Annotated in this window: 29 protein-coding genes; 9 read left to right on the forward strand and 20 right to left on the reverse strand. The window is 70.7% G+C overall.

The genetic code is table 11. The annotated features are described in order from the left end of the window. Positions 1-4: 4 nt before the first annotated feature. The 15 genes from ACOACQ_RS06870 to ACOACQ_RS06940 all read right to left on the reverse strand — a co-directional run bounded on the left by ACOACQ_RS06870 (position 5) and on the right by ACOACQ_RS06940 (position 11350). On the reverse strand, positions 5-1267 hold the full coding sequence (locus ACOACQ_RS06870) for a flagellar hook-length control protein FliK (protein ID WP_420287951.1): 1263 nt from the start codon (positions 1265-1267) through the stop codon (positions 5-7). Further along, positions 1267-2223 (reverse strand): transglycosylase SLT domain-containing protein, encoded by a 957-nt coding sequence (locus ACOACQ_RS06875; RefSeq protein WP_420287952.1) that lies wholly within the window; start codon positions 2221-2223, stop codon positions 1267-1269. Before ACOACQ_RS06875 ends, ACOACQ_RS06870 begins: the two co-directional genes overlap by 1 nt. After that, positions 2220-2696, reverse strand: coding sequence for a flagellar export protein FliJ (locus ACOACQ_RS06880; RefSeq protein WP_420287953.1), 477 nt, complete (start codon positions 2694-2696; stop codon positions 2220-2222). Before ACOACQ_RS06880 ends, ACOACQ_RS06875 begins: the two co-directional genes overlap by 4 nt. Next, positions 2693-4051, reverse strand: a complete 1359-nt coding sequence (locus ACOACQ_RS06885; RefSeq protein ID WP_420287954.1) for a FliI/YscN family ATPase — start codon at positions 4049-4051, stop codon at positions 2693-2695. Before ACOACQ_RS06885 ends, ACOACQ_RS06880 begins: the two co-directional genes overlap by 4 nt. Beyond that, entirely contained in the window at positions 4048-4809 is a 762-nt protein-coding gene (locus ACOACQ_RS06890; protein WP_420287955.1) for a hypothetical protein, read from the reverse strand. Before ACOACQ_RS06890 ends, ACOACQ_RS06885 begins: the two co-directional genes overlap by 4 nt. After that, entirely contained in the window at positions 4793-5824 is a 1032-nt protein-coding gene (gene fliG, locus ACOACQ_RS06895) for a flagellar motor switch protein FliG (protein WP_378603912.1), read from the reverse strand. The genes ACOACQ_RS06890 and fliG overlap by 17 nt, the downstream gene beginning before the upstream one ends. Then, positions 5821-7410: a flagellar basal-body MS-ring/collar protein FliF gene (gene fliF, locus ACOACQ_RS06900; RefSeq protein WP_420287956.1), complete on the reverse strand. Its 1590-nt coding sequence runs from the start codon at positions 7408-7410 to the stop codon at positions 5821-5823. Before fliF ends, fliG begins: the two co-directional genes overlap by 4 nt. 10 nt (positions 7411-7420) lie before the next feature. Continuing rightward, entirely contained in the window at positions 7421-7768 is a 348-nt protein-coding gene (gene fliE / locus ACOACQ_RS06905) for a flagellar hook-basal body complex protein FliE (RefSeq protein WP_420287957.1), read from the reverse strand. A gap of 5 nt (positions 7769-7773) precedes the next feature. Next, a complete protein-coding gene (locus ACOACQ_RS06910; RefSeq protein ID WP_378603920.1) occupies positions 7774-8163 on the reverse strand; it encodes a flagellar basal body rod protein FlgC in 390 nt (129 codons plus the stop codon). After that, a complete protein-coding gene (gene flgB / locus ACOACQ_RS06915; RefSeq protein WP_420287958.1) occupies positions 8163-8528 on the reverse strand; it encodes a flagellar basal body rod protein FlgB in 366 nt (121 codons plus the stop codon). Before flgB ends, ACOACQ_RS06910 begins: the two co-directional genes overlap by 1 nt. Before the next feature lie 200 nt (positions 8529-8728). Beyond that, the gene (locus ACOACQ_RS06920) at positions 8729-9208 is read right to left on the reverse strand and encodes a hypothetical protein (RefSeq protein WP_378603926.1); all 480 of its coding nucleotides are present in this window, start codon (positions 9206-9208) and stop codon (positions 8729-8731) included. 9 nt (positions 9209-9217) lie between these two features. Continuing rightward, a complete protein-coding gene (locus ACOACQ_RS06925; RefSeq protein WP_378603929.1) occupies positions 9218-9577 on the reverse strand; it encodes a response regulator in 360 nt (119 codons plus the stop codon). Continuing rightward, entirely contained in the window at positions 9574-10083 is a 510-nt protein-coding gene (locus ACOACQ_RS06930) for a chemotaxis protein CheX (protein WP_420287959.1), read from the reverse strand. Before ACOACQ_RS06930 ends, ACOACQ_RS06925 begins: the two co-directional genes overlap by 4 nt. After that, entirely contained in the window at positions 10080-10472 is a 393-nt protein-coding gene (locus ACOACQ_RS06935; protein ID WP_378604004.1) for a response regulator, read from the reverse strand. Before ACOACQ_RS06935 ends, ACOACQ_RS06930 begins: the two co-directional genes overlap by 4 nt. A gap of 11 nt (positions 10473-10483) precedes the next feature. Then, entirely contained in the window at positions 10484-11350 is an 867-nt protein-coding gene (locus tag ACOACQ_RS06940) for a CheR family methyltransferase (protein WP_378603938.1), read from the reverse strand. 72 nt (positions 11351-11422) lie between these two features. Here ACOACQ_RS06940 and ACOACQ_RS06945 point away from each other — a divergent pair, with 72 nt between their 5' ends. Then, positions 11423-12487, forward strand: a complete 1065-nt coding sequence (locus tag ACOACQ_RS06945) for a protein-glutamate methylesterase/protein-glutamine glutaminase (RefSeq protein WP_420287960.1) — start codon at positions 11423-11425, stop codon at positions 12485-12487. Between the two features lie 157 nt (positions 12488-12644). Here the strand turns inward: ACOACQ_RS06945 and ACOACQ_RS06950 are convergent, their stop codons facing one another. The 5 genes from ACOACQ_RS06950 to ACOACQ_RS06970 all read right to left on the reverse strand — a co-directional run bounded on the left by ACOACQ_RS06950 (position 12645) and on the right by ACOACQ_RS06970 (position 16579). After that, on the reverse strand, positions 12645-12971 hold the full coding sequence (locus ACOACQ_RS06950; RefSeq protein WP_378603947.1) for a hypothetical protein: 327 nt from the start codon (positions 12969-12971) through the stop codon (positions 12645-12647). Continuing rightward, entirely contained in the window at positions 12968-13348 is a 381-nt protein-coding gene (gene fliS / locus ACOACQ_RS06955) for a flagellar export chaperone FliS (RefSeq protein WP_378603950.1), read from the reverse strand. The genes ACOACQ_RS06950 and fliS overlap by 4 nt, the downstream gene beginning before the upstream one ends. Before the next feature lie 10 nt (positions 13349-13358). Further along, a complete protein-coding gene (fliD, locus tag ACOACQ_RS06960) occupies positions 13359-14693 on the reverse strand; it encodes a flagellar filament capping protein FliD (protein ID WP_420287961.1) in 1335 nt (444 codons plus the stop codon). A gap of 111 nt (positions 14694-14804) precedes the next feature. Continuing rightward, a complete protein-coding gene (locus ACOACQ_RS06965; RefSeq protein ID WP_420287962.1) occupies positions 14805-15605 on the reverse strand; it encodes a flagellin in 801 nt (266 codons plus the stop codon). 128 nt (positions 15606-15733) lie between these two features. Continuing rightward, positions 15734-16579 carry a sigma-70 family RNA polymerase sigma factor gene (locus ACOACQ_RS06970; RefSeq protein ID WP_378603965.1) on the reverse strand — a complete coding sequence of 282 codons (846 nt, stop codon included), beginning with the start codon at positions 16577-16579 and terminating at the stop codon, positions 15734-15736. 218 nt (positions 16580-16797) lie between these two features. Here ACOACQ_RS06970 and flgN point away from each other — a divergent pair, with 218 nt between their 5' ends. The 8 genes from flgN to ACOACQ_RS07010 all read left to right on the forward strand — a co-directional run bounded on the left by flgN (position 16798) and on the right by ACOACQ_RS07010 (position 25044). Further along, positions 16798-17295 (forward strand): flagellar export chaperone FlgN, encoded by a 498-nt coding sequence (gene flgN, locus ACOACQ_RS06975; RefSeq protein ID WP_420287963.1) that lies wholly within the window; start codon positions 16798-16800, stop codon positions 17293-17295. A gap of 1 nt (position 17296) precedes the next feature. Beyond that, positions 17297-18700 (forward strand): flagellar hook-associated protein FlgK, encoded by a 1404-nt coding sequence (gene flgK, locus ACOACQ_RS06980; RefSeq protein WP_420287964.1) that lies wholly within the window; start codon positions 17297-17299, stop codon positions 18698-18700. Continuing rightward, complete coding sequence (flgL, locus tag ACOACQ_RS06985) at positions 18697-19587, forward strand: flagellar hook-associated protein FlgL (RefSeq protein ID WP_420287965.1); 891 nt, start codon at positions 18697-18699, stop codon at positions 19585-19587. Before flgK ends, flgL begins: the two co-directional genes overlap by 4 nt. 8 nt (positions 19588-19595) lie before the next feature. Further along, complete coding sequence (gene fliW / locus ACOACQ_RS06990; protein ID WP_378603980.1) at positions 19596-20009, forward strand: flagellar assembly protein FliW; 414 nt, start codon at positions 19596-19598, stop codon at positions 20007-20009. Between the two features lie 18 nt (positions 20010-20027). Next, positions 20028-20273: a carbon storage regulator CsrA gene (gene csrA / locus ACOACQ_RS06995; protein ID WP_378603983.1), complete on the forward strand. Its 246-nt coding sequence runs from the start codon at positions 20028-20030 to the stop codon at positions 20271-20273. 96 nt (positions 20274-20369) lie between these two features. Beyond that, positions 20370-22592, forward strand: a complete 2223-nt coding sequence (locus ACOACQ_RS07000; RefSeq protein ID WP_378603986.1) for a chemotaxis protein CheA — start codon at positions 20370-20372, stop codon at positions 22590-22592. Further along, positions 22589-23083, forward strand: coding sequence for a chemotaxis protein CheW (locus ACOACQ_RS07005; RefSeq protein ID WP_378603989.1), 495 nt, complete (start codon positions 22589-22591; stop codon positions 23081-23083). The genes ACOACQ_RS07000 and ACOACQ_RS07005 overlap by 4 nt, the downstream gene beginning before the upstream one ends. After that, positions 23080-25044, forward strand: a complete 1965-nt coding sequence (locus tag ACOACQ_RS07010) for a methyl-accepting chemotaxis protein (protein ID WP_420287966.1) — start codon at positions 23080-23082, stop codon at positions 25042-25044. Before ACOACQ_RS07005 ends, ACOACQ_RS07010 begins: the two co-directional genes overlap by 4 nt. The last annotated feature ends 85 nt before the right edge of the window (positions 25045-25129 follow it).

A 25129-nucleotide genomic window follows, 5' to 3' on the forward strand; every position in this document is an offset into this window, starting at 1 on the left:
CTCCTCACAGGTTCCGGTCGAGGCGACCGGGGGTCGGGGTCGAGGTGGGTACGACGTCCGCGGGTGCCGCGCGACGTCCTGCCTGCTCGAGGGGGTGGCCGGGTCGGCCGGGGTGGGTGTCGCGCTGGGACTGGCCGGGGTGGCCGGACTCGCCGGACTGGCCGGACTGGCTCGACTGGCTCGAATGCTGCTGGTCGGGCTGTCCGCTCCAGGCCTGGCTGAGGTCGTTGCGTGCGGCGGGGGTGGGCATGCCCAGCTGGGGAGCGGCGTTGACGTCGCGAACCAGGACCCGGGCTTCGGTGGCCCCCGCTCGTTCGAGCATCCGCTGGAGCTCGGGGGCACCGGTGGCGAGTGCCTGGCGTACCGCTCCGTCGCCGGCCTCACCCGACATGCGCACCCGTACCGCGCCGTCGCGCACGACCAGCGTCACCCGGACCTCGCCGAGCTGGGCCGGCTGCAGGGTCAGCGTGATCCGGTGCGTCCCGTTCCCGCTGCTCGCCAGCCTCGTCACCTCCGGGAACACCTGCGCCACGACCGCCCGCTCCACCGACTTGGGGTTTGTCACCGCCGAGTTGGGGTTTGTCACGCCCGAGTTGGGGTTTGTCACCATCGAGTCGGTGTTTGTCGCTGTCGAGTCGGGGGTCAGCGTCGACAGCTCGAGGGGAGCGACGGGGGCCTTGGGGAGGTCTGCGGGTACGTCGACCGGCGCCGTGGTGCGGACCGGTACCTCTGGCGCAGCCTGCTCGGGGGCGTGCGGAACGTTCGTCGCGGAGGTGCCGGTGCTCGGCCCCGGGTATGCGGCGTGGCCGGGGAGGGGGTGTGTCGGGCTGGGAGTGGGAACGTCCGGGCCGGGGGTGACAAACCCCAAGTCGGGGGTGACAAACCCCAACTCGGCGGTGACAAACCCCAACTCGGGCGTGACAAACCCCAACTCGGCGGTGACAAACCCCAACTCGGGCGTGACAAACCCCAACTCGGGCGTGACAAACCCCAACTCGGCGATCGGGGTGGCGGGCACAACAGGTTCGGGCGGTGCCGATGCGTCCGCCACGGGTGCCGCAGGTGCCGCGGGTGCCGCGGGTGCCACGGCCACCGGCGTCGCCGGGGCCTGTACGGCGAGCGCCGCGGCGAGCGCGTCCATGAACGCCACCTCGCCCTCGGCACCGGGCTGCGCGTCACCGGGCTGGCCACTCGGAGTCCCGGTCGTCGTACCCACCTCGACAGGGGCAGGGGCCAGGAGGCCGGGCAGGAAGGGCGCAATGCTCATCAGTCGTTCACCATCGCCATCACGTTGCGGACGTAGTTCTGGGTCTCGCGGTACGGCGGAACACCGTCGTACCGGGCCACGGCACCCGGCCCGGCGTTGTACGCCGCGAGCGCCAGGTCGGTCTGGCCGAACCGGTCGATCAGGGACCTCAGCAGGCGGGCGGCGCCGTCGATGGCCTGGGCCGGGTCGAACGGGTTCTCCACGCCGAGGCCGCGGGCGGTGCCGGGCATCAGCTGCATCAGCCCCTGCGCGCCGGCCGGGCTGACGGCCCTGGGGTTGAAGCCGGACTCCTGCTTGGCGACCGCGGCGAGGAGTTCGCCGGGGACGCCGGTCCGGGCCGCTGCGGCATTGATCAGGCCGGCGTACGGCGTCCCCTCCGACACCCTCGCGGCGGCACCACGCGCCGGCGTGTTCGCGGCGGAAGCGCCGTCCGGGAGGATCCGGCGGATCACGTCGGGCGTGGACGGTACGTCGACGATGCGGATGTCCAGCCCGGTGCGCGGGGCCTCGATCATCTTGCCGTCGCCGATGTAGATCGCGATGTGGTCGACGCCGTTGTTGCGACTGGAGTTGTCCCACGCGATCAGGTCACCGGGCTTCGCGTCCGCCATGCTCGCGACGGGCCGACCCGCCTGCGCCTGCTGGTTGGACACGCGCGGCAGGTCGTAGCCCAGGTTGCGGTAGACGACCTTCACGAGGCCGGAGCAGTCCATCCCCTTCTCGGGGTTGGTGCCACCCCAGACGTAGGGGAGACCGAGGTACTTCCTCGCCTCGGCGACCACGTCGTCGCCACCGACGCCGGCAGCATCGGTCGGCGTCCCGCCAGCGGCCGATGCCGTCACGGTCTCGGTCGTGAGCTGGTTCGCGAAGCCGGTCGCGGACGTCGGCGCCGTGGCGAACTGCGCGAGCCGCGCCTGGATCTGGCCGATCCGGGCGGTGACGTTGTCGATGCTCATGCGACACCCCCGTGGGAGCGCGACCAGCGCTGGGCAGCCAGGTCGTCGGCCTCGCGGTCCGCCTTCCGGCCTGCTTCGGTACGACGACGGGTGGCCCGCTGCTCGAGGAGGTGCTCGACAGCGGCGAGCCGTGCACGGTCGCTGATCCATCGGGCTCGGGCCTCGGCGGAGACCACGGCAGCCGTCTCCGCGTCGCCGCGGGTCTCCTGGATCAGCGCGCCGAGGTGGGTCAGTGCGGTGCGGTACGCAATCAGGTCGCCGGGTGTGGCGAGGTCGGCGACGGGAGCCGCGGTCAGCTGGTCCTGGAGCGCGGTGAGCCGGGAGGTGACGGCGGCCTCCTCGGCGAGCACCTGGGTGAGGCCGATCCTGCTGTCGGTCTCACGGACGGCGCGGACCCGCGCGACGGCGGCGAGTCCGCGGTCCTCCGGGTGGGTTGGGCGGGCAGTGTGGCTGTGCGGGCGGCGGGTGCTCACGAGGCCACCAGCGCGCTGAGTCGGGACCAGGTCTCGGCGGTCGGCGTGACGTCATCCATGTCCTGGCGCAGGAACTCCTCGATCCGCGGCAGCCGGTCGAGGGCCGCGTCGGCGTACGGGTCGGCCCCGCCGACGTACGCGCCGATCTCGACGAGCTCCTTGACCCCGCGGTGGGCGGCCATCATCCGGCGCAACAGACCAGCCGCGGCCTGCTGCTCGGGGGTGGTGACGGTGCGGTGCACCCGCGAGATCGATTCGAGGACGTCGATGGCGGGGAAGTGCCCGGACGTCGCGAGCTCGCGGGACAGCACCACGTGGCCGTCGAGGATGGAGCGGGCGGTGTCGCCGATCGGGTCCTGGAGGTCGTCGCCCTCGACGAGAACCGTGTAGAGACCGGTGATCGAGCCGTTGCTGGCGGTGCCGGCGCGCTCGAGGAGGCGGGGCAGCAGGCCGAAGACGCTGGGCGGGTAGCCGCGGGTGGCGGGCGGCTCGCCGGCGGAGAGGCCGATCTCGCGCTGCGCCATGGCGACGCGGGTGAGCGAGTCCATCATCAGCAGGACGTCGCGGCCGGAGTCGCGGAACCATTCGGCGATCCGGGTGGCGGTGAAGGCAGCGCGCAGGCGCTCGACGGCGGGTGCGTCCGAGGTGGCGACCACGACGATCGAACGGGCGAGGCCCTCCGGGCCGAGGTCGGCCTCGATGAACTCCCGGACCTCGCGCCCACGCTCGCCCACGAGGGCGATCACGTTGACCGAGGCATCCGTACCGCGGGCGATCATCGACAGCAACGACGACTTGCCGACACCGGAGCCGGCCATGATGCCGAGGCGCTGGCCGCGACCGACGGGAACGAGTGCGTCCATCGCGCGGACGCCGAGGCCGAGCGGCTCGGTGATGCGCGGCCGGGACAGGGCGCTCGGGGTGGTGTGCTCGGTCGAGACGAGTTCGAGGCCCGACACGAGGTCCAGCGGCGGGCCGTCGTCCACGGGTCGGCCGAGTCCGTCGAGCACGCGGCCACGCAGGGCGTCGCCGACCCGGATCTGCAGCGGACCGCCGGTGGAGCGGACCAGGTCGCCGACGCGGACCCCGGTCGTCGGACCGAGGGGCAGGCAGATGGCCGCGCCGTTGCGGAGGGCGACGACCTCCACGAGCAGCGGCCCGGCAGCCGCGCGAACCTCGAGCAGGTCGCCAGCGGCCGCCGTACCCAGGCCCCGGACTTCGAGGTGGAGGCCGACCAGCTCGGCGACGGTGCCCAGGTGCAGCGGGCGGGCAGCCGCACGAGCGCGGTCGACAAGCCCCAACTCGGGGGTGACAAGCCCCAACTCGGGGGTGACAAACCCCAACTCGCGCGTCATGACAGCACCTCGCGGACCCGGCCCAGGGCCTCGTCGATGCGGAGGTCGACGACCGCACCGTCGGTGGACTCGACCAGGGCGTCGGCGGGGCCGAGGGTGGAGTCGGGGACGACCTCGAGGCCGCGGGCGACCAGGTCCCGGACGGCCTCGGCGGAGACCAGGGAGGGGTGCAGGCGCACGCGGCCGACGGGTGCTGCGGGCAGTACCTGCAGCACGCGGGCGACCACGTCGGCCGGGGCCATGGCGTCGACCCGGATGCCGACGATCTCGGCGGTCAGCGCGAGCGCCAGGCCGGTGGCCTGCGACTCGACAGCGCTGGCCAGGTCGCCGAGCAGCCCCCTGACCTGCTCGGCGGCCCGGGCCAGTGCCTCGATGGCGGCCCGGTGCTCGTCGGTCCGACGCGCCTCGTCCTCGGCCGCACGGGCAGCACGGGCCAGCTCGGCCGCAGTCGCCTGCTCGGCAGCTGCCCGTCGTCCGGCGGCCCACCCGACGGCGTACCCCTGCGCCTGCGCGGCATCACGCGCCTCGGCAGCGATCCCGTCCAGCAGCGACTCGGTGATGGAGTCGCCGAGCACGCTCTGTCCGCCCAGGCGGGTCCAGCGCCCGACGCGGAGCTCGGGCAGCTCCGGCCGGACGAGATCAGGTTTCGAGACGCGCGGTTCCGGCCTCGTTCCTCGGCCGGACGCGCCCTCAACCTCTTCGGCCGACCCGCTCTGCGAGCGAGCTCGCAGAGCACTGGCCTCAGACGACGAACTCATCGTCGTTCCCGCGCCGGACCATGATCTGGCCCTGCTCCTCGAGCTGGCGGATGGTCCGGATGACGCCCTGCTGGGCCTCCTCGACCTGGGCCAGGCGTACGGCGCCGAGCATCTCGACCTCGTCGAGGAGGTTCTCGGCGGCGCGCTCGGAAAGGTTGCTGGTGATCTTGGCCCGGACCGACTCGCTGACGCCCTTGAGGGCGAGGGCGAGCTCGGCGGTGTCGACCTGGCGCAGCACCTGCTGCACCGAGCGGTCGTCGAGTCCGACGATGTCCTCGAACATGAACATCCGGCTCTTGACCTCGTCCGCCAGCGCCGCGTCCAGGCCCTCGAGGCCTTCGACGATCTGGCGCTCGGTGGGCCGGTCGGAGCGATTGATGATGTTGACGAGGGGGTCCACGCCACCGACCCGCGAGACCTCGGCGGGCTGCAGCATCGAGGAGAGCTTGCGCTCCAGGATGGTCTCGACGGTGCGGACTATCTCGGGCGAGGTGCGGTCCATGACGGCGATCCGGTGGGCCACCACGGCCTGCTGGTGGGCGGGCAGTCCGCTGAGCAGCAGGGACGCCTTGTCGGCGGCCATGTAGGCGAGCACCAGCGCGATGACCTGGGGGTGCTCGTCGGCGATGAATCCCCGCAGCTGGGCGGGATCCGCGCGGTGCAGGAATTGGAACGGCATCTGGACGGCGGCGGCGTGCAGCCGCTCCATGATCTCCTTGGCCCGCTCCGGACCGAGCGACTGCTCCAGCAGCTGCTGGGCGAAGTTGAACCCGCCCTGCGTGATGTGGGCGTGCGCGGTCGCGAGGTCGTGGAACTCCGACAGCACGAGTCCGGTCTCCGAGGCCGACACCGAGTCCAGGCGCGCGATCTCGGCGGAGATGCCCTCGACCTCGGCGTCGCTGAGGTGCGACATCACCTGTGCGGCGCGGTCCTTGCCCATCTGGATGAGCAGGATGGCGGCCTTGCGGACGCCCAGTCCGGTCACGGCACTGCCGCTGGTGAGCATCGCGGTCATGACCGCGGCTCCACGAGCCAGCCACGGAGCAGCGACGCGACGTCCTCGGGCTGCTTCTCGACGAGCGCGATCAGGTCCTCACGCAAGCTGTCCTCCTCGGTGGCCTCCGCTGCCTCGAGGACGGCGACGGCCGGGCTGTCGATCTGCGGCATCCGGCTGGCGGCGTCGAGCTTGAGCTGTTCGACGACGTACGACGTCGCGTCCTCGCGTGCGCGGGCCCGGCGCCGTGCCTGGAACCAGGCCAGCAGCACCATCAGCGCGATGCCACCACCGATCCCGACATTGCGCAGGAGTGCGTTCTTCGCCTCGGCGGCGTCGGCCTTCTGCGCTGCGGCGATCTCCTTGGCCGCGGCCTCGTCGGCGCTGCGGTCGAACGGCAGTGCGGAGACCTCGATCGTGTCGCCGCGGGTCGCCTTGATGCCGATGGCGCTGCTGATCAGGTCCTTGATGACCTCGGGCTGGATGGCCGCGGCGGCGGTGGCGTCGAGGACCACGGCGACGTGCAGGCTGTTGACCGAGCCGGGTGCCGTCTCGCGGTGCTCGACGGTCTTGTCGACGGCGTTGTCCCGCGTCTCGCTGCCGTTCTTGTACGACGAGTCCCCGTCGGCACCTTCGGCGGCGGGATCCATCTGGCCGTCGGGCCCGACGACCCCGCCCGTCTCGTCGGTGCCGCCCGCGGCGCCGGAGTAGGTCTCGCTGCTCTTCGACTCCGACAGCGCCGGGGCGCCGTCGGTGACGTCGTACTTCAGCGAATCGGTGACGGACTTGTCGAAGTCGAGGTCGGCGGTGACGGCGGTCTTGGAGTTGCCGACGCCGACGACCCGGTCGAGCACGGCCTGGATCTCACCCTGCAGGGACTTCTGGAAGGCCTGCACCTGCTTGGTGCGGGACGAGGCAGCCCCGGAGCCGGCCTCGGTGCCTTCGCTGGTGAGCACCTTGCCGGTGGAGTCCGCGACGGTGACCTTCTTCGGGTCGAGGCCGTCGATGCTGGACGCGACGAGGTGGACGACGGCCTGGACCTGCTCGTCGTCGAGCGTGATGCCGGCAGCGGTGTCGATCAGGACCGACGCGGTGGCCGGGTCCTGCTCGTCGCTGAAGACCTGCTTCTCGGGCAGCGCCAGGTGGACCACCGCGGTGTCGACGCCGTCGATGGCCTCGATCGTCTTGCTGAGCTCGCCCTCCATCGCGCGCTTGAAGTTGGTCTGCTCCTGGGACTCCGAGGTCGAGAGGCTCTGGCCGTCGAGCAGGCTGTAGCCCGCGTCGGTGCTGGTCGGAAGGCCCTTGCCGGACAGCGTGATCCGGGTGCTGTAGACGTCCGCGCGGGGCACCGAGATGGTGCCGCCGCCGCCGGAGATCTCGTACGGGATGCCCGACGCGTCGAGCTCCTCGATGACCGCGCTGGCGTCCTCGCCCGACAGGTTCGAGTAGAGCGGCGAGTAGCTCGGCGCCGACACCCAGCGGAACACCATGAAGGCGGCGATCAGGAGAGCGGCCGTGCCGACGAGTGCGACGGCCTTCTGGCCGGCCGTGAAGGACGCGAAGGCGTCGGAGCCACGCGACAGGAAGCGGTTCAGTCTCTGCTGCATGATGACGTCCTCAGACCTGCATCCGCATGATCTCGTTGAACGCCTCGACGGCCTTGTTGCGGAGCGCAACCGTCATCTGGCTCGCGACCGACGCCTCGCTGGCGGCGATCGTGTAGTCGTGGATGTTCTCGAGCTTCCCGGTCGCGGCCTGGACGGCGAGGTTGTCGGCCTTGTCGGTCAGGCCCTCGAGCTTGTCCAGTCCGTCGAGGACCATCGAGCCGAACTCGGTGCCAGAAGGGCCCGTCGGGCCCGCGACACCAGCGGTGCCGGCGGTCGGTGCGGCGTTCGCGATCGGCGCCATGCCGTCGACGCCGGGCAGGTTCGGGATCTGCGGGAAGCTGATCGGGGAGATGCTCATCGTCGTCACCGGCCGATCTGCAGGGCTGCGGTGTAGGTGTCCTGCGCGGACTTCGTGACCTGTACGGAGGCCTGGTAGCCGCGCTGCGCCATGACCAGCTGGCTCATCTGCGAGGCCATGTCCATGTCGGGCATCCGGACGTAGCCCTCCTCGTCGGCGAGCGGGTGCGTCGGGTTGTGGACCAGGCGGCCCTCGGCGCTGGACTGGGCGAAGCCCTCGACGTCCACGCCGCCGTCAGCGCGCGGGTCCATGACGACGTACCTGGCCTGGAACGCGTCGTCGTCGGTGCCCTTGACGGTGTTGGCGTTCGCGATGTTGCCGGCGAGCGCGTCGAGCCAGACCTGGTGGGCACCGAGCGAGGTGTTCGCGATGCGCAGGGTGTCGAAGGCGCCCATCAGCCGTTGCCGCCCGACATCAGCGAGAGGCGCGTGTGGCGGTCGCTGATCGCGCGGCCCATGACCTCGTACTCGTACTGCGTCTGGATGGCTGCGATCGACTCCTTGCGGAGGTCGACGTTGTTGCCGTTGGCACCGACCGGTGTGTCGGTGGCGGACACCGTGACACCGACTCCCTGTGACGAGGTGGCCTTGCCGGTCTCGATGGCACGCGACAGCGCCGACTCGAAGTCGGCGGCGCGGGCCCGGAACCCGGGGGTGTCGACGTTCGCGATGTTGTCGGCGATCACCTGCTGGCGCGTGGACAGGCCGTTGATCGCCGAGTGCAACACGAAGCCGACGGCATCGGTGGCTGCGAAGGACACGAGGTTCTCCTCGAGAGGCACCTCTCCTGACGGATGGAACAGGTCAGCAGTGGTGAAGCGGTCGGTGCCGGTCCTTCGGCGGGGCGTGAGCAGTCCGTGCTCACGGGGTTCATCGGTTGAGCGTTGAACGACCTGAGTTCCGAGCGCTGGGACTTGATCCCGACTATCCCGACCGTTCGATCAGCCCTCAGGTCGGAGGCTCAGAGGAGTACGACGGACACGGCCCCCGCGCCGTAGCCGGCGATGTCGATCGTGAGGTCCTCGCGGCGACCCAGGGTCAGCGCGCTGATCCGCAGCTGCGGGTCGAGCGGGGGGCCGGCCGGGTGCAGGGCGTGCAGGCGCAGGTGATCGGCGCCCGCGACGTTGAACATCGACGCCGCGATGTTGAGCACCTCGTAGAGGTTCTCGGTGATCGTGTCGGTGATCTTGCCGTCGTCGATCGCGGCCTGTGCGCCACCGACGGGGATCAACCCGATCGCCGCGCCGGCATGGGCGGAGAAGGCCAGGTCGCACAGGATCAGGGCGCTGATCCGGAGCTGGTCGTCGACGTACACAGCGACGGAGGCCGCGGTGTCCGGCGCCGGCGCGAAGGGCGTCGCCGGACTCAGGGTGACGTCGCGGCCGAGCAGTTCGACGAGCAGGTCCTTCAGTTGCTTGGGCTGGGGCAGGTGGACGACCACGTCGGCTCCTCAGATGACGCTGCGGAGGGCGTCGTCGAACGCCTCCGGGGTGAACGGCTTGGCGATGAGGAAGGCAGCACCGGCGGAGGCGGCGCGCTGGCGCATCTCCTCGGACCCCTCGGAGGTGACGAAGCCGAAGGCGACGGTCGACCCGGACGCGCGCAGGGCGTCGAGGCAGTCGATGCCGTTCATCTCGGGCATGTTCCAGTCCGACAGCACCAGGTCGGGAGCCTCCGTCTGCACCATCTCCAGTGCCTGGCGACCGTTCTCGGCCTCGACGATGTCGTGGCCGCCGTGTCCGGCCTGGCGCAGGGTGCGGATCACGATCTGGCGCATCACGCGGCTGTCGTCGGCGATCAGGATCTTCATCGGGATGCTCCCTGGGGGACGTGGACGCAGACGCGGACCGGGGCGCCGCGCCAGGCGACGTCGACGCGACAGACCTCCCGGACGTCGCTGGCGAAGGCGGCCCGCCCGGCTGCGACGGACGGGAGCGAGAGTGCGCTGGGGCCGGGCATCAGGCTCTTGATGCTCCCGCCGACCATGTTGACCAGCTCCCCGACGCCGTCGGCGACGTCGACGTCGAGCACCTCGTCGGGCGTGGGAATGGCCAGCATGCGGGCCGTCACCCGACGGGCCACCTGCTCGTCGAGCTCCAGGGTCACCACGCCCTGCCAGCCTCCACTGACCGACACCGTCGCGGACCAGACCCCTGCGGCGTCGAAGGGGGAGCCGGGCGGGACGGCCCGGGGGACGAGTGCCTCGTCCTCGCCGAGGAGCGCCATCCACATGTCCTCGGTCACCGAGCGCACGTCCTCGATGTCGGGCGCATCGACGTCGGCCGACGACGGGTCGAAGAAGGTCAGGACGTTCATGCCAGTGCTCCGTCGGTCGCGGTGACGCCCTCGCGGAGCAGGCCGAGGAGCTCCAGCTTCTCGACGATCGCGTCGGGCGTGAAGGGCTTGATGACGTACTCGTGCGCACCGGCGGCCAGCGCGCGCACGATCTGGCGCTGCTCGCTCTCGGTCGTCACCATCATCAGGGTGATGTCGCGCCACGCCGGGTTGGCGCGCACCTCGGTGATGAACGCGTAGCCGTCCATCACGGGCATGTTCCAGTCGACCAGGCACAGGTCGGGCACGGGGCCGGACCGCAGCTGGTCGAGGGCGTCCTGGCCGTGTTCGGCCTCGGAGGTCTCGAAGTCGAGGCCGGACACGATGCGGCGCAGGATGCTCCGCATCGCCCGGGAATCGTCGATGATCATGGCGCGCACGATCAGGCTCCTGTCATGGTCAGGTCGGGGGTCGGGGCAGCAGTGGGGACGGGTGCGCCGGCGCGTCGATGCGCCTGCACCCGGCCGATCGGCTCGCGTCGCCACGCGGCGGCGAGGTCCTCGGGGAGGTCGAGCGTGGTCTCCGAGGACCCGAGCAGCAGGTAGCCGTCGAGCGACAGCATCGGCAGCATCCGGCGCAGGATGTCCTGCTTGGTGGGGGCGTCGAAGTAGATCAGCACGTTGCGAAGCCAGATCATGTCGAAGGTCCCGAGGCCGACGTACGGCGCCGCGAGGTTGAGGTGGCGCACGGTGACCCGTTCCCGCAACCGGGGCGCGATCTCCCACTCGCGACCGACGCGGGAGAAGTAGCGCACCAGGCTGGTGGCCGGCAGGCCGCGGTTGACCTCGACCTGGCTGTAGCGCCCGGCCTTGACCCGCTCGAGCATCGTGGTCGCGATGTCGGTCGCAACGATCTCGTACTCCCACCCGGCGGGCAGGTGCTGGTCGAGCAGCATCGCGATGGAGTAGGCCTCCTGGCCGCTCGAGCACGCAGCGCTCCAGATCCGCAACCGCCGGGTCGTCGAACGGCGTTCCAGCAGGTCGGGCAGCATCGCGTCGGTGAAGGCCTGGTAGGGCGTGTGGTCACGGAACCAGCTGGTCTCGTTGATGGTGAGCGCGTCGATCACCTTGCGCCGCTCGTCGGTGTCGAAGGCCAGCTTGGCGACGTACGCCTCCAGGTCGAGGCCCTTGGCGGCTGCGAGCGGAGCGAGGCGTGCTTCGACGAGGTACTCCTTGCCCTCGTCGTACACCATCGACGTCTCGCGCCGGACGAGCGCGGAGACAGACGCGAAGGCGGAGGGCGTGGTCATGACCCGTCCATCGGCGGTGATCGCCGCTTCCTGAGGCCTCATGCCCACCGGTGTGGGGCCGATGAGTGGTCCGTGACTCAGATCAGGGTGCTCGTGGTGGACGACTCGGCATTGGTACGACGACTGGTCACCACTGCGCTCGGCCAGGCGCCGGACATCGAGGTCGCCGGCGTGGCCCGGGACGGCGTGGAAGCCGTGCGGATGGTCGACGAGCTCAAGCCCGACGTGGTCACCCTCGACATCGAGATGCCGAACCTGGACGGCCTCGGCGCGCTGACGCAGATCCGTGAGAAGCACGCCCGGTTGCCGGTGATCATGTTCTCCACGCTGACCGAACGCGGGGCGACCGCGACGCTGGATGCGTTGTCGCGCGGGGCCTCGGACTACGTCACCAAGCCCTCCAACACCGGACAGATCGCCGACGGCATCGCTGCGATCCGCGACCAGCTGGTGCCACGGATCCGCGCCCTGGCCGGGATGCGGAAGCTCACGCCCGGCACCTCGCGCCCCATCGTTCGCCGGGAACACCAGCCGCACGCCACCCAGCCGGTCAGCGCGCTGCTCATCGGTTGCTCGACCGGTGGGCCCGACGCACTTGCCCGCCTGCTGCCACGCCTCCCCGCCGATCTCGGTGTGCCCGTGCTGGTGGTGCAGCACATGCCACCCGTGTTCACGACGATGCTCGCCCAGCGCCTCGACAAGCTGTCTGCGCTCACCGTGCGCGAAGCCGCCGACGGTGACGAGGTGCGTGCCGGCGAGGTCCTGATCGCGCCCGGCGACTTCCATCTCCGACTCGGTTGCGTCGGCCGGATCGGCCCGGTGCGTGCCGTGCTCGACCAGGGCGACCAGGAGAACTTCTGCCGCCCCGCGGTCGACGTGCTGTTCCGTTCGGCACTGGATGTCTACGGCGGTGGCGCCCTCGCCACGGTCCTCACCGGCATGGGGCACGACGGCCTTGCCGGTGCCCGGCAGCTGGCAGCCGCGGGCGCCCGGATCCTCGTCCAGGACGAGGAGAGCTCGGTCGTGTGGGGGATGCCCGGTGCCGTTGCGGGCGCCGGCCTCGCCGACGACGTACTGCCGCTGGAACAGCTGGGTGACCGGATCGTGGCGACCGTGCGCCGCTCTCGCGCCGCCTGACCGGACGTCCGCTGTCGCCCGGGTGGCGATCGACGCCACCAACGTGATCGGCAACGTGATCGGCAACGTGACGGCAGCCTCGGTCAGTAGATGCGCGACCAGCTGGTACGGAACGCCCAAGCCGAGGCCAAGGACGCGTTCGGCACCCCGATCGTGCTCACGCCGTGATGTCGAGATAGACAGGAACGGACCGGGTGGCGGTCGCGTCGCTGACCCGGTCGGTCAGTCGTTGCTGCTGACGCGTGTCGGAGAGCATCGCCGGGATGGCCGACATCAGTCGCTGCTGGCGTTCCAGCAACACCCGCGCGCGGGGCAGGAACTCGTCGGGGATCGGGCCGAGGTCCGTCGGCGGCTGCCACGGAGCCTGGTCGAGGGCGCGGCGACCCTGGAGCATCCGCTCCGCGTGGTCGGCGTGCGCCTCGAGGCGGTCGAGCGCCTCGCGCCAGGTGACCGGGCGACGCGGGCCGTTCGGTGGCGTGCTCACTGGATCGCCGCCGCCATCGCCGCTTCTCGCCACGTGTCGCACAGCTGGCGGGCGAGGCCGAGCGCCTCGGTCGACGTCGCGGCGTCGCGGCGGATGTTCGCCAGCACCAGCTGGTTGCGCAGGTAGGCGTAGAGCGCAGCCAGCTCGGGGCCGCCCTTCATCTTGTCGACCTGCAGGCTCGACTCCAGCTCCAGCACGATGTCCTGGGCATGCACCAGGTGCTTGTGCGCGCTCTCCCAGTCGCCCTGCTGCTGGGCGCCGTGGCCACGTTCGATGTCGAGGACCAGTCGTTCCAGCAGCATCACCAGCAGGCGTGCGGGCGACGCGGTCGAGACGGCGTTGGACTGGTAGGCCGCATGGGCGGTCAGGGCGTTCATCGGTGATTCCTCACTCGCTTGACGCGGTCAGTGACGCCAGCTGGCTGGAGAGCCAGCTGGATTGGGCCTGCATCTGGGAGAGCGCGGTCTCCAGCGCGGTGTACTGCCGCTCCAGGGAGGAGCGGCGCAGCTCGAGGCGGTCGTCCCAGCGGGAGATGTTCTCGTTGAGGCGACTGATGGCCGTGCCGTGGCTGGTGATCGCCGTGGTCACCGAGCCGTCGTACTTGTCGCTCGCGGCCTTGGTGACCGCCTCGATCCGGGCCGTGAATCCGGTGGGTCCGGTGAAGGCAGCGGCGGCGGCGATCGGGTCGTCCTTGTACGACGCGGTGAACTTCTCGGCGTCGAAGGTGAGCTTGCCGTAGCGGTCGACCTGGATGCCGTACTTGGCCATCGACGTGCCGTCGGCCGGATACATCGCCTCCTGCAGGGCGCCTGCGACGCGACGCAGGGCGCTGTCCCCGGCGAGGACGCCCTTCGCGGTGGTGCTTGTGGACGTCACGCCAGCGATCTGGCCCAGGACGGCATTGATGCCCTCGACGAACGACTTCACCGAGGCAGCGGCGCCGGCCGCGTCGCGGCTGACCTCGACCTCGGCGGTGCCGCTGGCGTTCGGGGCGAGCGTGACGGTGACGCCGGGTACGACGTCGGTGAAGGTGTTGGTGCTCGAGGTCGCCGTGATGCCGCCGATGTCGATGCTGGCGTCGCGACCTCCGCGGACGGTCGCGCCACCCAGCAGGGCGGCGCCCGTCGAATCGGTCAGGTCGAAGGCCTGGTCGGCGCCGGTGGTCGAGGACTCCACGAGCAGCCGGTACTGGTCGACACCACCCGCGGTGCCGGTGCGCACGAGCGTCGCGCGGACGCCCGCGTCGGCACCGTTGATCGCGGCGGCGAGCTGCTCGAGCGTTCCGCCGGCCGTGTCGATCTGGAGGTCGGGCTCGCCTGCCCGCTTCAGCAGCACGCTGGTCGTGGCACCGGTGACGACATCGGTCTTCGCGTGGGCGTCAGTGAAGGCGACCTGGTGGCTCAGGGCGGTCTGGCCGACGCTCACCGTGAAGGCCCCCGCCGTCGCCGAGGTGGTGGCCGCGACGCGGACACCGGTGTTGGTGGAGGTGGCGGCCAGGGAGGTCCACGAGCCGGTGGTGCCGGTGCGCATGCTCTCGGCGGAGGTGCCCAGCGCCTGGAGCGCGGTGTTCAGCTTCTGCAGCGCGGTGACCTTGCTCTGCTCGGTGGTGACCTGCGTCTTGAGCTTGGTCTGCGGCAGCGCCTCGAGAGCCATCAGCTGGCTGATGATGCTTGCGGTGTCCAGGCCGCTGGCGAGGCCGCCGATGCTGCTGGTCGCTGCCATGGTCATCCCTCCGATCTCGTGGAAAAACCCGCGTGCCGGTGGGGCCCGGTGGCCCCACCGGCACGCGGTTGGTGCTGTGTGTCAGGAGCGGGCTCCCGACGGTTCAGATGATCAGCCGCGGAGCAGCTGCAGCACGCCGTTGGGGGCCGAGTTGGCCTGGGCGAGCATGGCCGTGCCGGCCTGGGACAGGATCTGCGAGCGGGTGAGGCTCATCATTTCCTGCGCCATGTCGGTGTCGCGGATCCGGGACTCGGAAGCCGAGAGGTTCTCGATCGCGACGTTCACGTTGTTGATGGTGTGCTCGAACCGGTTCTGCACGGCACCGAGCTCGGCACGCTGCGTGGAGACCTCGGTGATGGCCGCCTGCAGGGTGTTGCTGTCGGTGATGTCGATCGCAGCCACAGCGGCGCCGGCGGTGAAGTCGGCGAGAGCGGTGGCGTCGATGTCGATCGTGTCCGCGTTGTCGAAGCCGACCTGGAAGGTGAGCGCGGCGCCACCGAAGAGGTCGACACCGTTGAACTTGGTGTTGTCCTTGATCCTGGTGATCTCCGTGTTCAGCGCGTCGAACTCGCCCTGCAGGGCTGCCTGCGAGTCGGTGTTCTGCGTGCCGTTGTTGTACTGCACCGAGAGGTCGTTCATGCGCTGCAGCATGGAGTGGACCTCGGTCAGCGCACCTTCTGCCGTCTGGGCGACGGAGACGCCGTCCTGGGCGTTGCGGACGGCGACCTTGAGGCCACCGACCTGGGAGCGCAGGCCCTCGGAGATGGCGAGGCCGGCGGCGTCGTCGGCAGCGCGGTTGATACGGAAGCCGGACGACAGCTTCTCCATCGACTTCGAGAGCTGGCTCTGCGTCACCGACAGGTTGCGGTACGCGTTGGTCGCCTCGATGTTCTGGTTGATGCGAAGACCCATGATGGTTCCCTCCTGGATTAGGTCAGATGTTCCGGGTGACCGTCCGTGGTCGCCCTTCGAGGTGGTGATCGGCCGAGCGGCGGCCGGGCCAAGGGATTTTGCGGACTATTTCTCTAGCCCACGGGTTCTCAGCCCACGGCGTCGAGCGCGATGGTGATCCCGCGGCGCCCGCTCTCGGCGTGGCGCGAGGCGACGGCGGCGAAGTAGGACTCGCGGCGCCGCTGGGCGACACCACCGTTCTTGCCGGGCGTCTTCACCAGGGTGGGCTCGAGCGCGTGGTTCAGGGCGTCGCGGAGCAGGGTGAGTGCTTCGGCGCGCATCTGCGAGATCCGTGAGTCGGTGACGCCGAGCTCGGCGGCGATGTCGGCCATGGGGCGCTCGGCGAAGAAGTAGTCCTCCACCACGACGCGAAGGCGATCAGGCAGCTCGGCGATCGCCTCGCGCAGGTAGGTCAGCTTCTCGGCGTGCTCGAGCAGGTCCTCCGGCGAGGGGGAGCGGGTGGGCAACAGCTCCTCGATCGGGGTGGTGGTCGAGCCCTGGAGGGACAGCACCTGCGCCCGGGCGACGTCCTCGTCGTTGGCGGCGACCTCGTCGACGGTCATGCCGGTGGACTGCGCGACCTCGGCGGCGGTCGGCGTACGGCCGAGCAGGCCGGCCAGGCGGCTGCGGGTCTCGGTGAGGTCGCGCGCGCGACGGCGGACCGAGCGCGAGGCCCAGTCGACCGAGCGGAGCTCGTCGAGCAGGGCGCCGCGGATCCGGGTGGCGGCGTACCGGTCGAAGGGGACGCCGCGGGCGGCGTCGAAGGCCCGCCCGGCGAGGACGAGGGCAGTGAGACCGGCGGACGTGAGGTCGTCGCGGTTGACGTGCGACGGCACGCGGCCCATGGTCTCGCGCACGATGTGGCCGACCAGGGCCATGTGGCTGGTGATCAGTTCGTCCGTCTCGTTGGCGACGGTGCCGTCGTACTCGTTCACGTAGACGACATTCCGGGGTGCGCACGGCGTGGCGCAGCAATTTCGGTTCCGAGTGGCCTATTGGCCGGGCAATACAGGACAGGGGTCCCGGGTGGGTCTGGTCACTTGTGACGCCGCGCAAGGACCCGGCCGGTCCAACCGCTCAGGTTCCGGGCCCGATGGGCGATGGGACGGATCAACAGCACCCGCATCTCGGGGCGGACGGAAAGGTTCGGGAAATGGTCGACATGATCGGCATGGACAGGTTGTCGCAGGTCCTGTGGCGCGAGCGTGAGCTGCTGGAGACCCTGGCCTACAAGCTCGACATCGAGCGGATGGTGCTGGCGACCGGCCGCACCCGCTGGCTGGTCAACGTCACCCGCGAGATCGAGGAGGTCCTCGAGGACCTCCGCGCCACCGAGGTGCTGCGGGCGACCGCCGCCGACGAGGCCGCCGCGTCGGTCGGCATGTCCCCGAACCCGGCACTGGCCGCGCTCGCCGATGCCTGTGACGACCCGTGGCGCGGCATCCTGCTCGACCACCGCGACACGATGATCAACCTGGCGCGCGAGATCTCGGAGACCTCCGAGGAGGCCAGGGGACTGATCACCGCCGGCTACCGGTCGGCACGCGAGACGCTGCTCGCCATCGGCGGCACCGGCACGGAGAGCTACAGCCCGACCGGCACCGCGGTGGTGGAGGCACGACGCAGCAGGTTGCTGGACAGGAGCCTGTGACATGGTCGGCTCCTTCGGTTCCATCAGCACGGCGCTGTCGGCCCTGCGCTACAACCAGGTGGCGCTCGACGTCGCCGGCAACAACATCTCGAACGCCTCGACCGACGGCTTCGTACGACGCCGGGTCGTGGGCGAGTCGATCAGCAGCGCAGCCCCGGCCCTCTGGTCGCGCTACGACGGCCACGGCGAGGGAGTCGCCGTCGGCGAGGTACGCCGCCTGGTGGACCCGCTGCTCGACACCCGGGTCCGCCGCGAGCACGCGGCCCTGTCCTACCTCGAGTCCAGCCAGGCCGTCCTGGCCCGCGTCGAGGAGGGCATCGGCGAGCCCGGCCCCAACGGCGTGTACGCCGCGATGCTCGACTTCCGCAACGGCTGGCAGGACCTCGCCCTGAACCCCGGCGGCGACGCCGCCCGCCAGCAGGTGCTCGGCCGTGCGGAGACGCTGGCGCAGGCGCTGCGGATCCAGGTCAGCAACATCACCGGCGAGGAGGCCGACCAGCGGGTCCACCTCACCAACGTCGTCAGCGAGATCAACACCGCTGCCGCAGGTCTCGCCGAGCTCAACCAGGCCATCCTCGTGACGGAGCAGAACGGTACGGACGCCGGCACCCTGCGCGATCGCCGCGACCAGCTCGCGCTGCGGCTCGCCGAGCTCGGCGGCGCCGTCACCACCGTGCGACCGGACGGACAGTTCGACGTCAGCATCGGTGGCGAGGCGCTCGTGTCGGGCCGCGAGGCAGGCACCTTCGTCGTCGCCTCGGGGGTCACACCGACCGGCGCGGCGGACGGTCTCCCGATCACGTTCCGCGTCGATGCCAACTGGGGCAGCACGACGCTCCCGACGGGTGCGGCCGGGCCCGGCGGAGAGCTGGGCGCGGTGACCGACATCCTCACGACGAACCTGCCGTCGTACCGCGCCGGACTGGACGCGATCGCGGCCGACCTGGCCGCGGGCGTGAACGCCCAGCACGCACTGGGGTACGACGCCGCGGGCGCGCCCGGCGGTGCCTTCTTCTCCTACGACCCGCTCGTCGGTGCGGCCAGCCTGCAGGTCGCGATCACCGATCCCGCCCTGGTGGCGGCGTCCTCGATCACCGGCGGCGGCCGCGACGGCAACAACGCCGACGCACTCAGCACCGCCGGCGACAACACCGGCGCCTACCAGCGGCTCGTGAACGGCTTCGGCACCCAGGTGGCGGCGCTGCAGCGACAGACCGCCAACCAGACCGCGCTGGCCGGCTCCCTCGACAACTCCTGGGAGCAGCAGGCCGGCGTCAACCTCGACGAGGAGACGGTGAACATGGTGACCGCGCAACGCGCCTACGAGGCAGCGGCCCGTCTGCTGACGACCCTCGACGAGGTGCTCGACACCCTGATCAACCGGACCGGACTGGTGGGACGATGAGCATCGGACGCGTGACCCAGCGGATGCTGACCGAGGGCTCGCTGAGCAACCTCCAGCAGGGCCTCGGCCGGCTGGCGAAGGTGCAGGAGCAGCTGTCGACCGGGCGGGTCATCAACCGCCCCTCCGACAACCCCACGGGTACGACGGCCGCGATGCGGCTGCGCAGCTCGATGGCCGACCAGGCGCAGTACACCCGCAACGCCCAGGACGGCATCGGCTGGCTCACCCAGATCGACACGGCGCTGGACTCGACGACCTCCACGGTCCGCCGCGCCCGCGATCTCGCCCTCCAGGGTGCGAACGCCGCGGCTGCCGGTCCGGTGTCCCGCGAGGCCCTGGCGATCGAGGTCGACGGCCTGCGCCAGAGCCTGCTCTCGCAGGCCAACACGACGTACCTCGACAGCCCGGTCTTCGGTGGCGTCACCGCCGGCTCCGTGGCGTACGACGCCACCGGCACCTATGTCGGCACCGTCGGCGACGTGAACCGCCGGATCGCCAGCGGCGTCCAGGTGAAGGTCGACTCCAACGGCCCCGACGTCTTCGGCGACGGCGCGACGTCGGCCTTCGCCGAGCTCGAGGCGTTGTCGACCGCCCTGCGCGCCGGCGACCAGGCCGGCATCAGCGCGTCGATCAACACCCTCAACGCGCGTCTCGACACGATCACCAGTGCGCGGACGGCGGCCGGCGCCCGGTTCCAGCGGATCGAGCAGGCCGACCTGACGGCGTCCGATGCCGGGATGTCGCTCGAGAACCAGCTGAGCATGATCGAGAACGCCGACCTCGCCGCGACCACCGTGGACCTGAAGCTGCAGGAGGTCGCCTACCAGGCCTCCCTCGCCGCGACGTCGCGCGTGATGCAGCCGAGCCTGCTCGACTTCCTGCGATGATGGGCGCCATGACACAGAGGGCTGCGACCGAGGGCGACGTCCCGGTGATCGAGCTGGTCCACCCGATGCCGGGCTTCCCGGACGACGGCCGCTTCGCTCTCGTGCAGCTGGACGACGACGGGGTGCTGCACGGCTTCCGGTCGCTCGACAGCGAGGGCCTGCAGTTCGTGGTCATCCCGCCGGCCCCCTTCTTCCCGGACTATGCGCCGGAGCTCGCCGACGACGTCGCGGGCGAGCTGGGCCTGTCGTCCGGCAACGCCGGCGACGTGATCGTGCTGCTCGTCGTCCGTGCCGGCGCGACGCTGGCCGACACCACGGTCAACCTGCGCGCGCCGCTGGTGATCAACACCGTCACCCGCCGCGCGAGCCAGGTCGTGCTCGACGACCACGACCTCTCGATCACCGCACCGCTCGTCGCCTGAACCGGTAGCCTCACAGCCGTGCTGGTTCTCTCTCGTCGCGTCGGTGAAAGCGTTGTCATCGGGGCGGGCTCACCCGACGCGGTGACCGTCACCGTGCTCGAGGTCCGCGGCGACGTCATCCGCCTGGGCATCGACGCGCCGCGCTCGGTCGCGATCCACCGCGCCGAGCTGCTGGCCGAGGTGGCCGACGCGAACACGGAGGCGGCTTCGCCGCCGGAAGCCGCCGTTGCCTCCTTGACCGAGGCGCTGCGCACCCGCCGCTGACCGTCCGGTCGCCCCTGCTGGGACTAGGTCCCAACTCCCGTTTCGCCCCTCATCCCCCCACCCACGCAGCCGATGGGCCGCGTGAAGGGAGGGACAATGGACGACGACGCAGAGATCATTGCGGAGTTCCTCGTGGAGTCTCACGAGAACCTCGATCAGCTCGACCGCGACCTGGTCGAGCTCGAGCAGCAGCCCGATTCACGGGAGCGGCTCTCGAGCATCTTCCGCACGATCCACACGATCAAGGGCACGAGCGGCTTCCTGGCGTTCAACCGCCTCGAGCAGCTGACGCACGTGGGGGAGACCCTGCTGTCGCGGCTGCGCGACGGCGACGCCGTGATGACCCCGGCGATCACCGAGGCGTTGCTGTCCATGGTGGACACGGTCCGCGCCCTCCTGGACGTCATTGAGCGCACCGGCAAGGACACCGACCCTGCGGTCGACGTCCTGCCGCTGGTGACGGTCATCGAAGGCCTGCTGGAGGCCGGCCTCCCAACGACGGCCTCCAGTGAGACACCTGCAGTCGACGAACTCTCCCCTGTCGACGAGGTGTCCGAGATCGGCGGAGCTGTGGTGGAGCCGGACGTGTCCCCGGCGGCATCCACCGCAGCTCCGCCGGAGGGAACGGTCTCCGAAGAGGTGGCTGCGCCCGAGGCTGCCTGGGACGGCATTGATCGCCGTACGGCTGTCGAAGCATCGGTGCGGGTCGACATCGACCTGCTCGACGACCTCGTCGACCTGGTCGGCGAGCTCGTGCTGACCCGCAACCAGATCCTGCAACGGGCCGGCGGAGCCGAGGACATCGAGCTGGCCCGCGCCAGCCAGCGCCTCGACCTCGTGGCCAGCGAGCTGCAGGAATCGGTGATGAAGACCCGCATGCAGCCGATCGGCCAGGTCTGGTCGAAGCTGCCGCGCGTCGTCCGCGACCTGTCCCACCAGCTCGGCCGTGAGGTCGAGCTGGTGATGGACGGCCACGAGACCGAGCTGGACCGCAGCCTGCTCGAGGCGGTGAAGGACCCGCTCACGCACCTGGTCCGCAACTCCCTCGACCACGGCATCGAACGGCCCGAGGACCGGCTCGCCGCCGGCAAGCCGGCCAAGGGCACCCTGAGCCTGCGCGCCTATCACGAGTCCGGCCAGGTGGTCGTGGAGATCACCGACGACGGCAAGGGCATCGACCCCGAGCGGATCGCCGCGGTGGCCCTGGAGCGTGGTGTCGTCACCCGGGACCAGCTGTCCCGGATGGACGCCCGCGAGGTGCTCGGCCTGATCTTCCGGCCCGGCTTCTCCACCGCGGCCGCGGTCTCCAACATCTCCGGTCGCGGCGTCGGGATGGACGTCGTCCGCACCAACATCGAGCGCATCGGCGGCAGCGTCGACGTCACGTCCGAGATCGGTCGCGGCACCACCACACGCGTCCGGATCCCGCTGACCCTGGCCATCATCCCCGCGCTGGTCGTCGGGGAGGGCGAGGAGCGGTACGCCATCCCGCAGGCCAACCTGGTCGAGCTGGTCCGGATCGAGGGCGACGACCTGCGGCGCCAGGTCGAGGACCTCGCCGGTGCCCCGGTGCTCCGGCTCCGCGGCAAGCTGCTGCCCCTGGTGCCGCTGGCCGGGATCCTCGGCGGCCCGGTTCCCGACGCCGAGTCACTCACGGTCGTCGTACTCCAGTCCGACGACGTGCGCTTCGGTCTCTGCGTCTCGACCGTGTTCGACACCCAGGAGATCGTCGTCAAGCCGATCGGCCGCCAGCTGAAGGGCCTCGCGATGTACGCCGGCGCCACGATCATGGGCGACGGACGGGTCGCCCTGATCCTCGACGTCCCCGGTACGGCGGTCACCGCCGGCGTGGGTGTCGCGCAGCACGACACGACCGACAGCCGCGCTGTCGCGGCCGACGACCGTACGGCGTTGCTGGTGCTCGAGGTGTCCGACGGACGCCGGGCGGCGTTGCCGCTGGCGGCGGTCTCGCGCCTCGAGGAGTTCGCACAGGACCGGATCGAACGCAGCGGCGTGACCGAGGTCGTGCAGTACCGCGACGGGATCCTGCCGCTGGTCCGGCTCGCCACCGCGATCGGTCTGGCGGACACCAGCGACCGCCAGGAGCAGATCAGTGTCGTCGTCCACGAGACCCCGGATGCCGCGGGCGGATCGGTCGGCATCGTGATCGACCGGGTGCTCGACGTCGTCGACGTCGCGATCGTCTCCAGCCACGTCGGTCGCCGTCACGGCGTGACCGGCAGCGCCGTCGTCCAGGACCGGGTCACCGACCTGGTCGACCTGGCCGCCGTCGTGGCCCAGTCGGGGGTGCCCGCATGAGCGCCGTCGCTGTCACCCCGACGGTGCGGACCGCCGAGCAGTACTGCACCTTCTGGGTTGCTGACCTGTTCTTCGGTGTCGCCGTCGACGAGGTCCAGGAGGTGTTGCGGCACCAGCCGATGACGCCCGTACCGCGCGCCGATGCGGCCGTCACCGGGTTGATCAACCTGCGTGGCCAGATCGTGACCGCGGTCGACCTGCGGGTCCGCCTCGGGCTGCCGCCCCGCGAGGGCGACCAGCTCCCCATGAACGTGATCGTCCGCAGTCGCGGCGAGGTGGTCAGTCTCCTCGTCGACGACATCGGGGACGTGATCGACACCGCCGGCGTGAACGGCCAGCCGGCGCCAGCAAACATGCCCAGGAAGGTGCAGGACCTCGTGTGCAAGGACCGCGGGGTCCTCCCGCTGGCCGACGCCATCCTGCTCGTCCTCGACGCAGATCGCGCGGTCGACGTCTCGACCACGCCCGACAACCCCGGAGGAACCCCGTGACCGAGATCCTTGACGTGCCGGTGAACGGCACGCATCCCGCCGAGAAGGCTGCCGAGAAGGTGTCGAAGACGACCTCGTCGAAGACCAGCCCGCAGAAGACCGAGTCGGTCAGCGGTGCATCGACGTTCGCACTGTCGATGATGGAGAACAGCCCGACGAACATGATGTTCGCGGACCTGGACTTCGTCATCCGCTACATGAACCCGGCCTCGCTGCGGACCCTGCGCGGCCTCGAGCACGTGCTGCCCGTGCGCGCCGACGAGGTCGTCGGCTCGAGCCTCGACATCTTCCACAAGAACCCCTCCTACCAACGCGGCCTGCTCGCCACCGCCGAGCACCTGCCGCGCCGCGCCGACATCAAGGTGGGCGACGAGACCCTCGACCTCCTCGTCAGTGCGATCACCGACGAGCAGGGCAACTACATCGGCGCGATGGCGACCTGGGAGGTCATCACCGACCGGCTCCGCACCGAACGCCTGCGTGTCGAGGCGGAGACGGACACGACCGCCGTCAACAAGGTGCTCTCCACGCTGTCTGCGGCCACGGACGTCGAGGCCGCCGTACAGACGGCTCTCGACACCGTGCGCAACGAGTTCGGCTGGGCCTACGGGTCGTACTGGAAGGTCGACCCGGCGGACCGGACCCTCAAGTTCGACCGCGAGTCCGGCGACGCCGGCCCGGAGTTCCGCCGCGTCACGCTGCAGGCGTCGTTCGCTGAGGGCGTCGGCCTGTCCGGCCGGGCCTGGGCGCAGCGCGACCTGTTCTTCACCCGCGACATCGGCGAGATGACCGACTGCGTGCGCGCACCGGTCGCCCAGCAGGTCGGGGTCAAGTCGGGTGTCTGCTTCCCGATCATCATCGACGGCGAGGTCGTCGCGACGATGGACTTCTTCGCCACCGAGACCCTCGACCCGAGCCCGCAGCGCCTCGAGGCCCTGCGCAACGTCGGTCGCCTGGTCTCCCAGGCCCTGTCGCGGATCAACCGGGAGGCCGCCGACCGCGAGGCTGCCGCCGTACTGACCGCCAAGGTCGAGCAGATTCTCGATGTCGTCTCCGCTGCGGCGGCCGGCGACCTGACGCGCGAGCTCGACATCGAGGGCGACGACGCCGTCGGTCGCGTGGCCGAGGGCCTGCGTTCGCTGCTCACCACCCTGCGGTCCAGCATGACCAACATCGGGGGTACGGCGGAGACACTCGCCGCGGCCGCCGGTCAGCTCACGTCGCTGGCCGAGGGGATGGGCGAGGGGGCCACGATGACGTCCGACCGGGCGGCGTCCGCGTCGAGCGCGTCGGTGCAGGTGTCGGCGTCGATCCAGACCGTCGCCACCGCGGCCGAGGAGATGACCGCCTCCATCCGCGAGATCGCGAAGAACGCCACGGAGGCGGCCACCGTCGCCACCGATGCCGTCACCGTGGCCTCCGAGGCGCAGGGCACCGTCGCGTCGCTGGGCGAGTCCAGCGCCGAGATCGGCCAGGTCATCAAGGTGATCACCTCGATCGCCCAGCAGACCAACCTGCTCGCCCTCAACGCCACCATCGAGGCCGCCCGGGCCGGTGACGCCGGCAAGGGCTTCGCGGTCGTCGCCAACGAGGTCAAGGAGCTCGCCAAGGAGACCGCCAAGGCCACCGAGGAGATCGGCAAGAAGATCGAGGCGATCCAGAGCGACACCCAGGGTGCCGTGTCCGCGATCAGCCGGATCGCGGACGTGATCGCCCGGATCAACGACATCCAGTCGACCATCGCCTCCGCCGTCGAGGAGCAGACCGCGACCACCAACGAGATCGCCCGCTCCGTGACCGAGGCCGCCGCCGGCGCCAACGGCATCGCCGGCGACGTCACCCAGGTCGCCACCGCCGCCGCCGAGACCCGCGAAGGTGCGGAGAACACGCTCGCCTCCGCCACCGACCTCACGGGTGTGGCTGCGGAGCTGCGGGAGCTGGTGGCTCGGTTCACGCTCTGAGAGGGCGCAGGAATCCCCGCTGAGGCGGGGATTCCTGCGCTTCCTGGCCGTTGCAACGGCCAAGAAGCGCAAGCAGAAGCCAAGA

It is taken from the genome of Nocardioides sp. CPCC 206347 (genome assembly GCF_048654605.1).
GTDB lineage: Bacteria > Actinomycetota > Actinomycetes > Propionibacteriales > Nocardioidaceae > Nocardioides.

Coding starts and splice junctions, on each gene's coding strand:
- fliS (WP_378603950.1), bottom strand. CDS start 13,348: ATGAACGCCCTGACCGCCCATGCGGCCTACCAGTCCAACGCCGTCTCG.
- ACOACQ_RS07005 (WP_378603989.1), top strand. CDS start 22,589: ATGAGCGCCGTCGCTGTCACCCCGACGGTGCGGACCGCCGAGCAGTAC.
- ACOACQ_RS06870 (WP_420287951.1), bottom strand. CDS start 1,267: ATGAGCATTGCGCCCTTCCTGCCCGGCCTCCTGGCCCCTGCCCCTGTC.
- fliW (WP_378603980.1), top strand. CDS start 19,596: ATGACACAGAGGGCTGCGACCGAGGGCGACGTCCCGGTGATCGAGCTG.
- ACOACQ_RS06910 (WP_378603920.1), bottom strand. CDS start 8,163: ATGGGCGCCTTCGACACCCTGCGCATCGCGAACACCTCGCTCGGTGCC.
- flgL (WP_420287965.1), top strand. CDS start 18,697: ATGAGCATCGGACGCGTGACCCAGCGGATGCTGACCGAGGGCTCGCTG.
- fliF (WP_420287956.1), bottom strand. CDS start 7,410: ATGCAGCAGAGACTGAACCGCTTCCTGTCGCGTGGCTCCGACGCCTTC.
- ACOACQ_RS07000 (WP_378603986.1), top strand. CDS start 20,370: ATGGACGACGACGCAGAGATCATTGCGGAGTTCCTCGTGGAGTCTCAC.
- fliD (WP_420287961.1), bottom strand. CDS start 14,693: ATGGCAGCGACCAGCAGCATCGGCGGCCTCGCCAGCGGCCTGGACACC.
- ACOACQ_RS06925 (WP_378603929.1), bottom strand. CDS start 9,577: ATGAAGATCCTGATCGCCGACGACAGCCGCGTGATGCGCCAGATCGTG.
- fliE (WP_420287957.1), bottom strand. CDS start 7,768: ATGAGCATCTCCCCGATCAGCTTCCCGCAGATCCCGAACCTGCCCGGC.
- ACOACQ_RS06940 (WP_378603938.1), bottom strand. CDS start 11,350: ATGACCACGCCCTCCGCCTTCGCGTCTGTCTCCGCGCTCGTCCGGCGC.
- ACOACQ_RS06935 (WP_378604004.1), bottom strand. CDS start 10,472: ATGATCATCGACGATTCCCGGGCGATGCGGAGCATCCTGCGCCGCATC.
- fliG (WP_378603912.1), bottom strand. CDS start 5,824: ATGACCGCGATGCTCACCAGCGGCAGTGCCGTGACCGGACTGGGCGTC.
- ACOACQ_RS06890 (WP_420287955.1), bottom strand. CDS start 4,809: ATGAGTTCGTCGTCTGAGGCCAGTGCTCTGCGAGCTCGCTCGCAGAGC.
- ACOACQ_RS06930 (WP_420287959.1), bottom strand. CDS start 10,083: ATGAACGTCCTGACCTTCTTCGACCCGTCGTCGGCCGACGTCGATGCG.
- ACOACQ_RS06965 (WP_420287962.1), bottom strand. CDS start 15,605: ATGGGTCTTCGCATCAACCAGAACATCGAGGCGACCAACGCGTACCGC.
- flgK (WP_420287964.1), top strand. CDS start 17,297: ATGGTCGGCTCCTTCGGTTCCATCAGCACGGCGCTGTCGGCCCTGCGC.
- ACOACQ_RS06885 (WP_420287954.1), bottom strand. CDS start 4,051: ATGACGCGCGAGTTGGGGTTTGTCACCCCCGAGTTGGGGCTTGTCACC.
- flgN (WP_420287963.1), top strand. CDS start 16,798: ATGGTCGACATGATCGGCATGGACAGGTTGTCGCAGGTCCTGTGGCGC.
- ACOACQ_RS06875 (WP_420287952.1), bottom strand. CDS start 2,223: ATGAGCATCGACAACGTCACCGCCCGGATCGGCCAGATCCAGGCGCGG.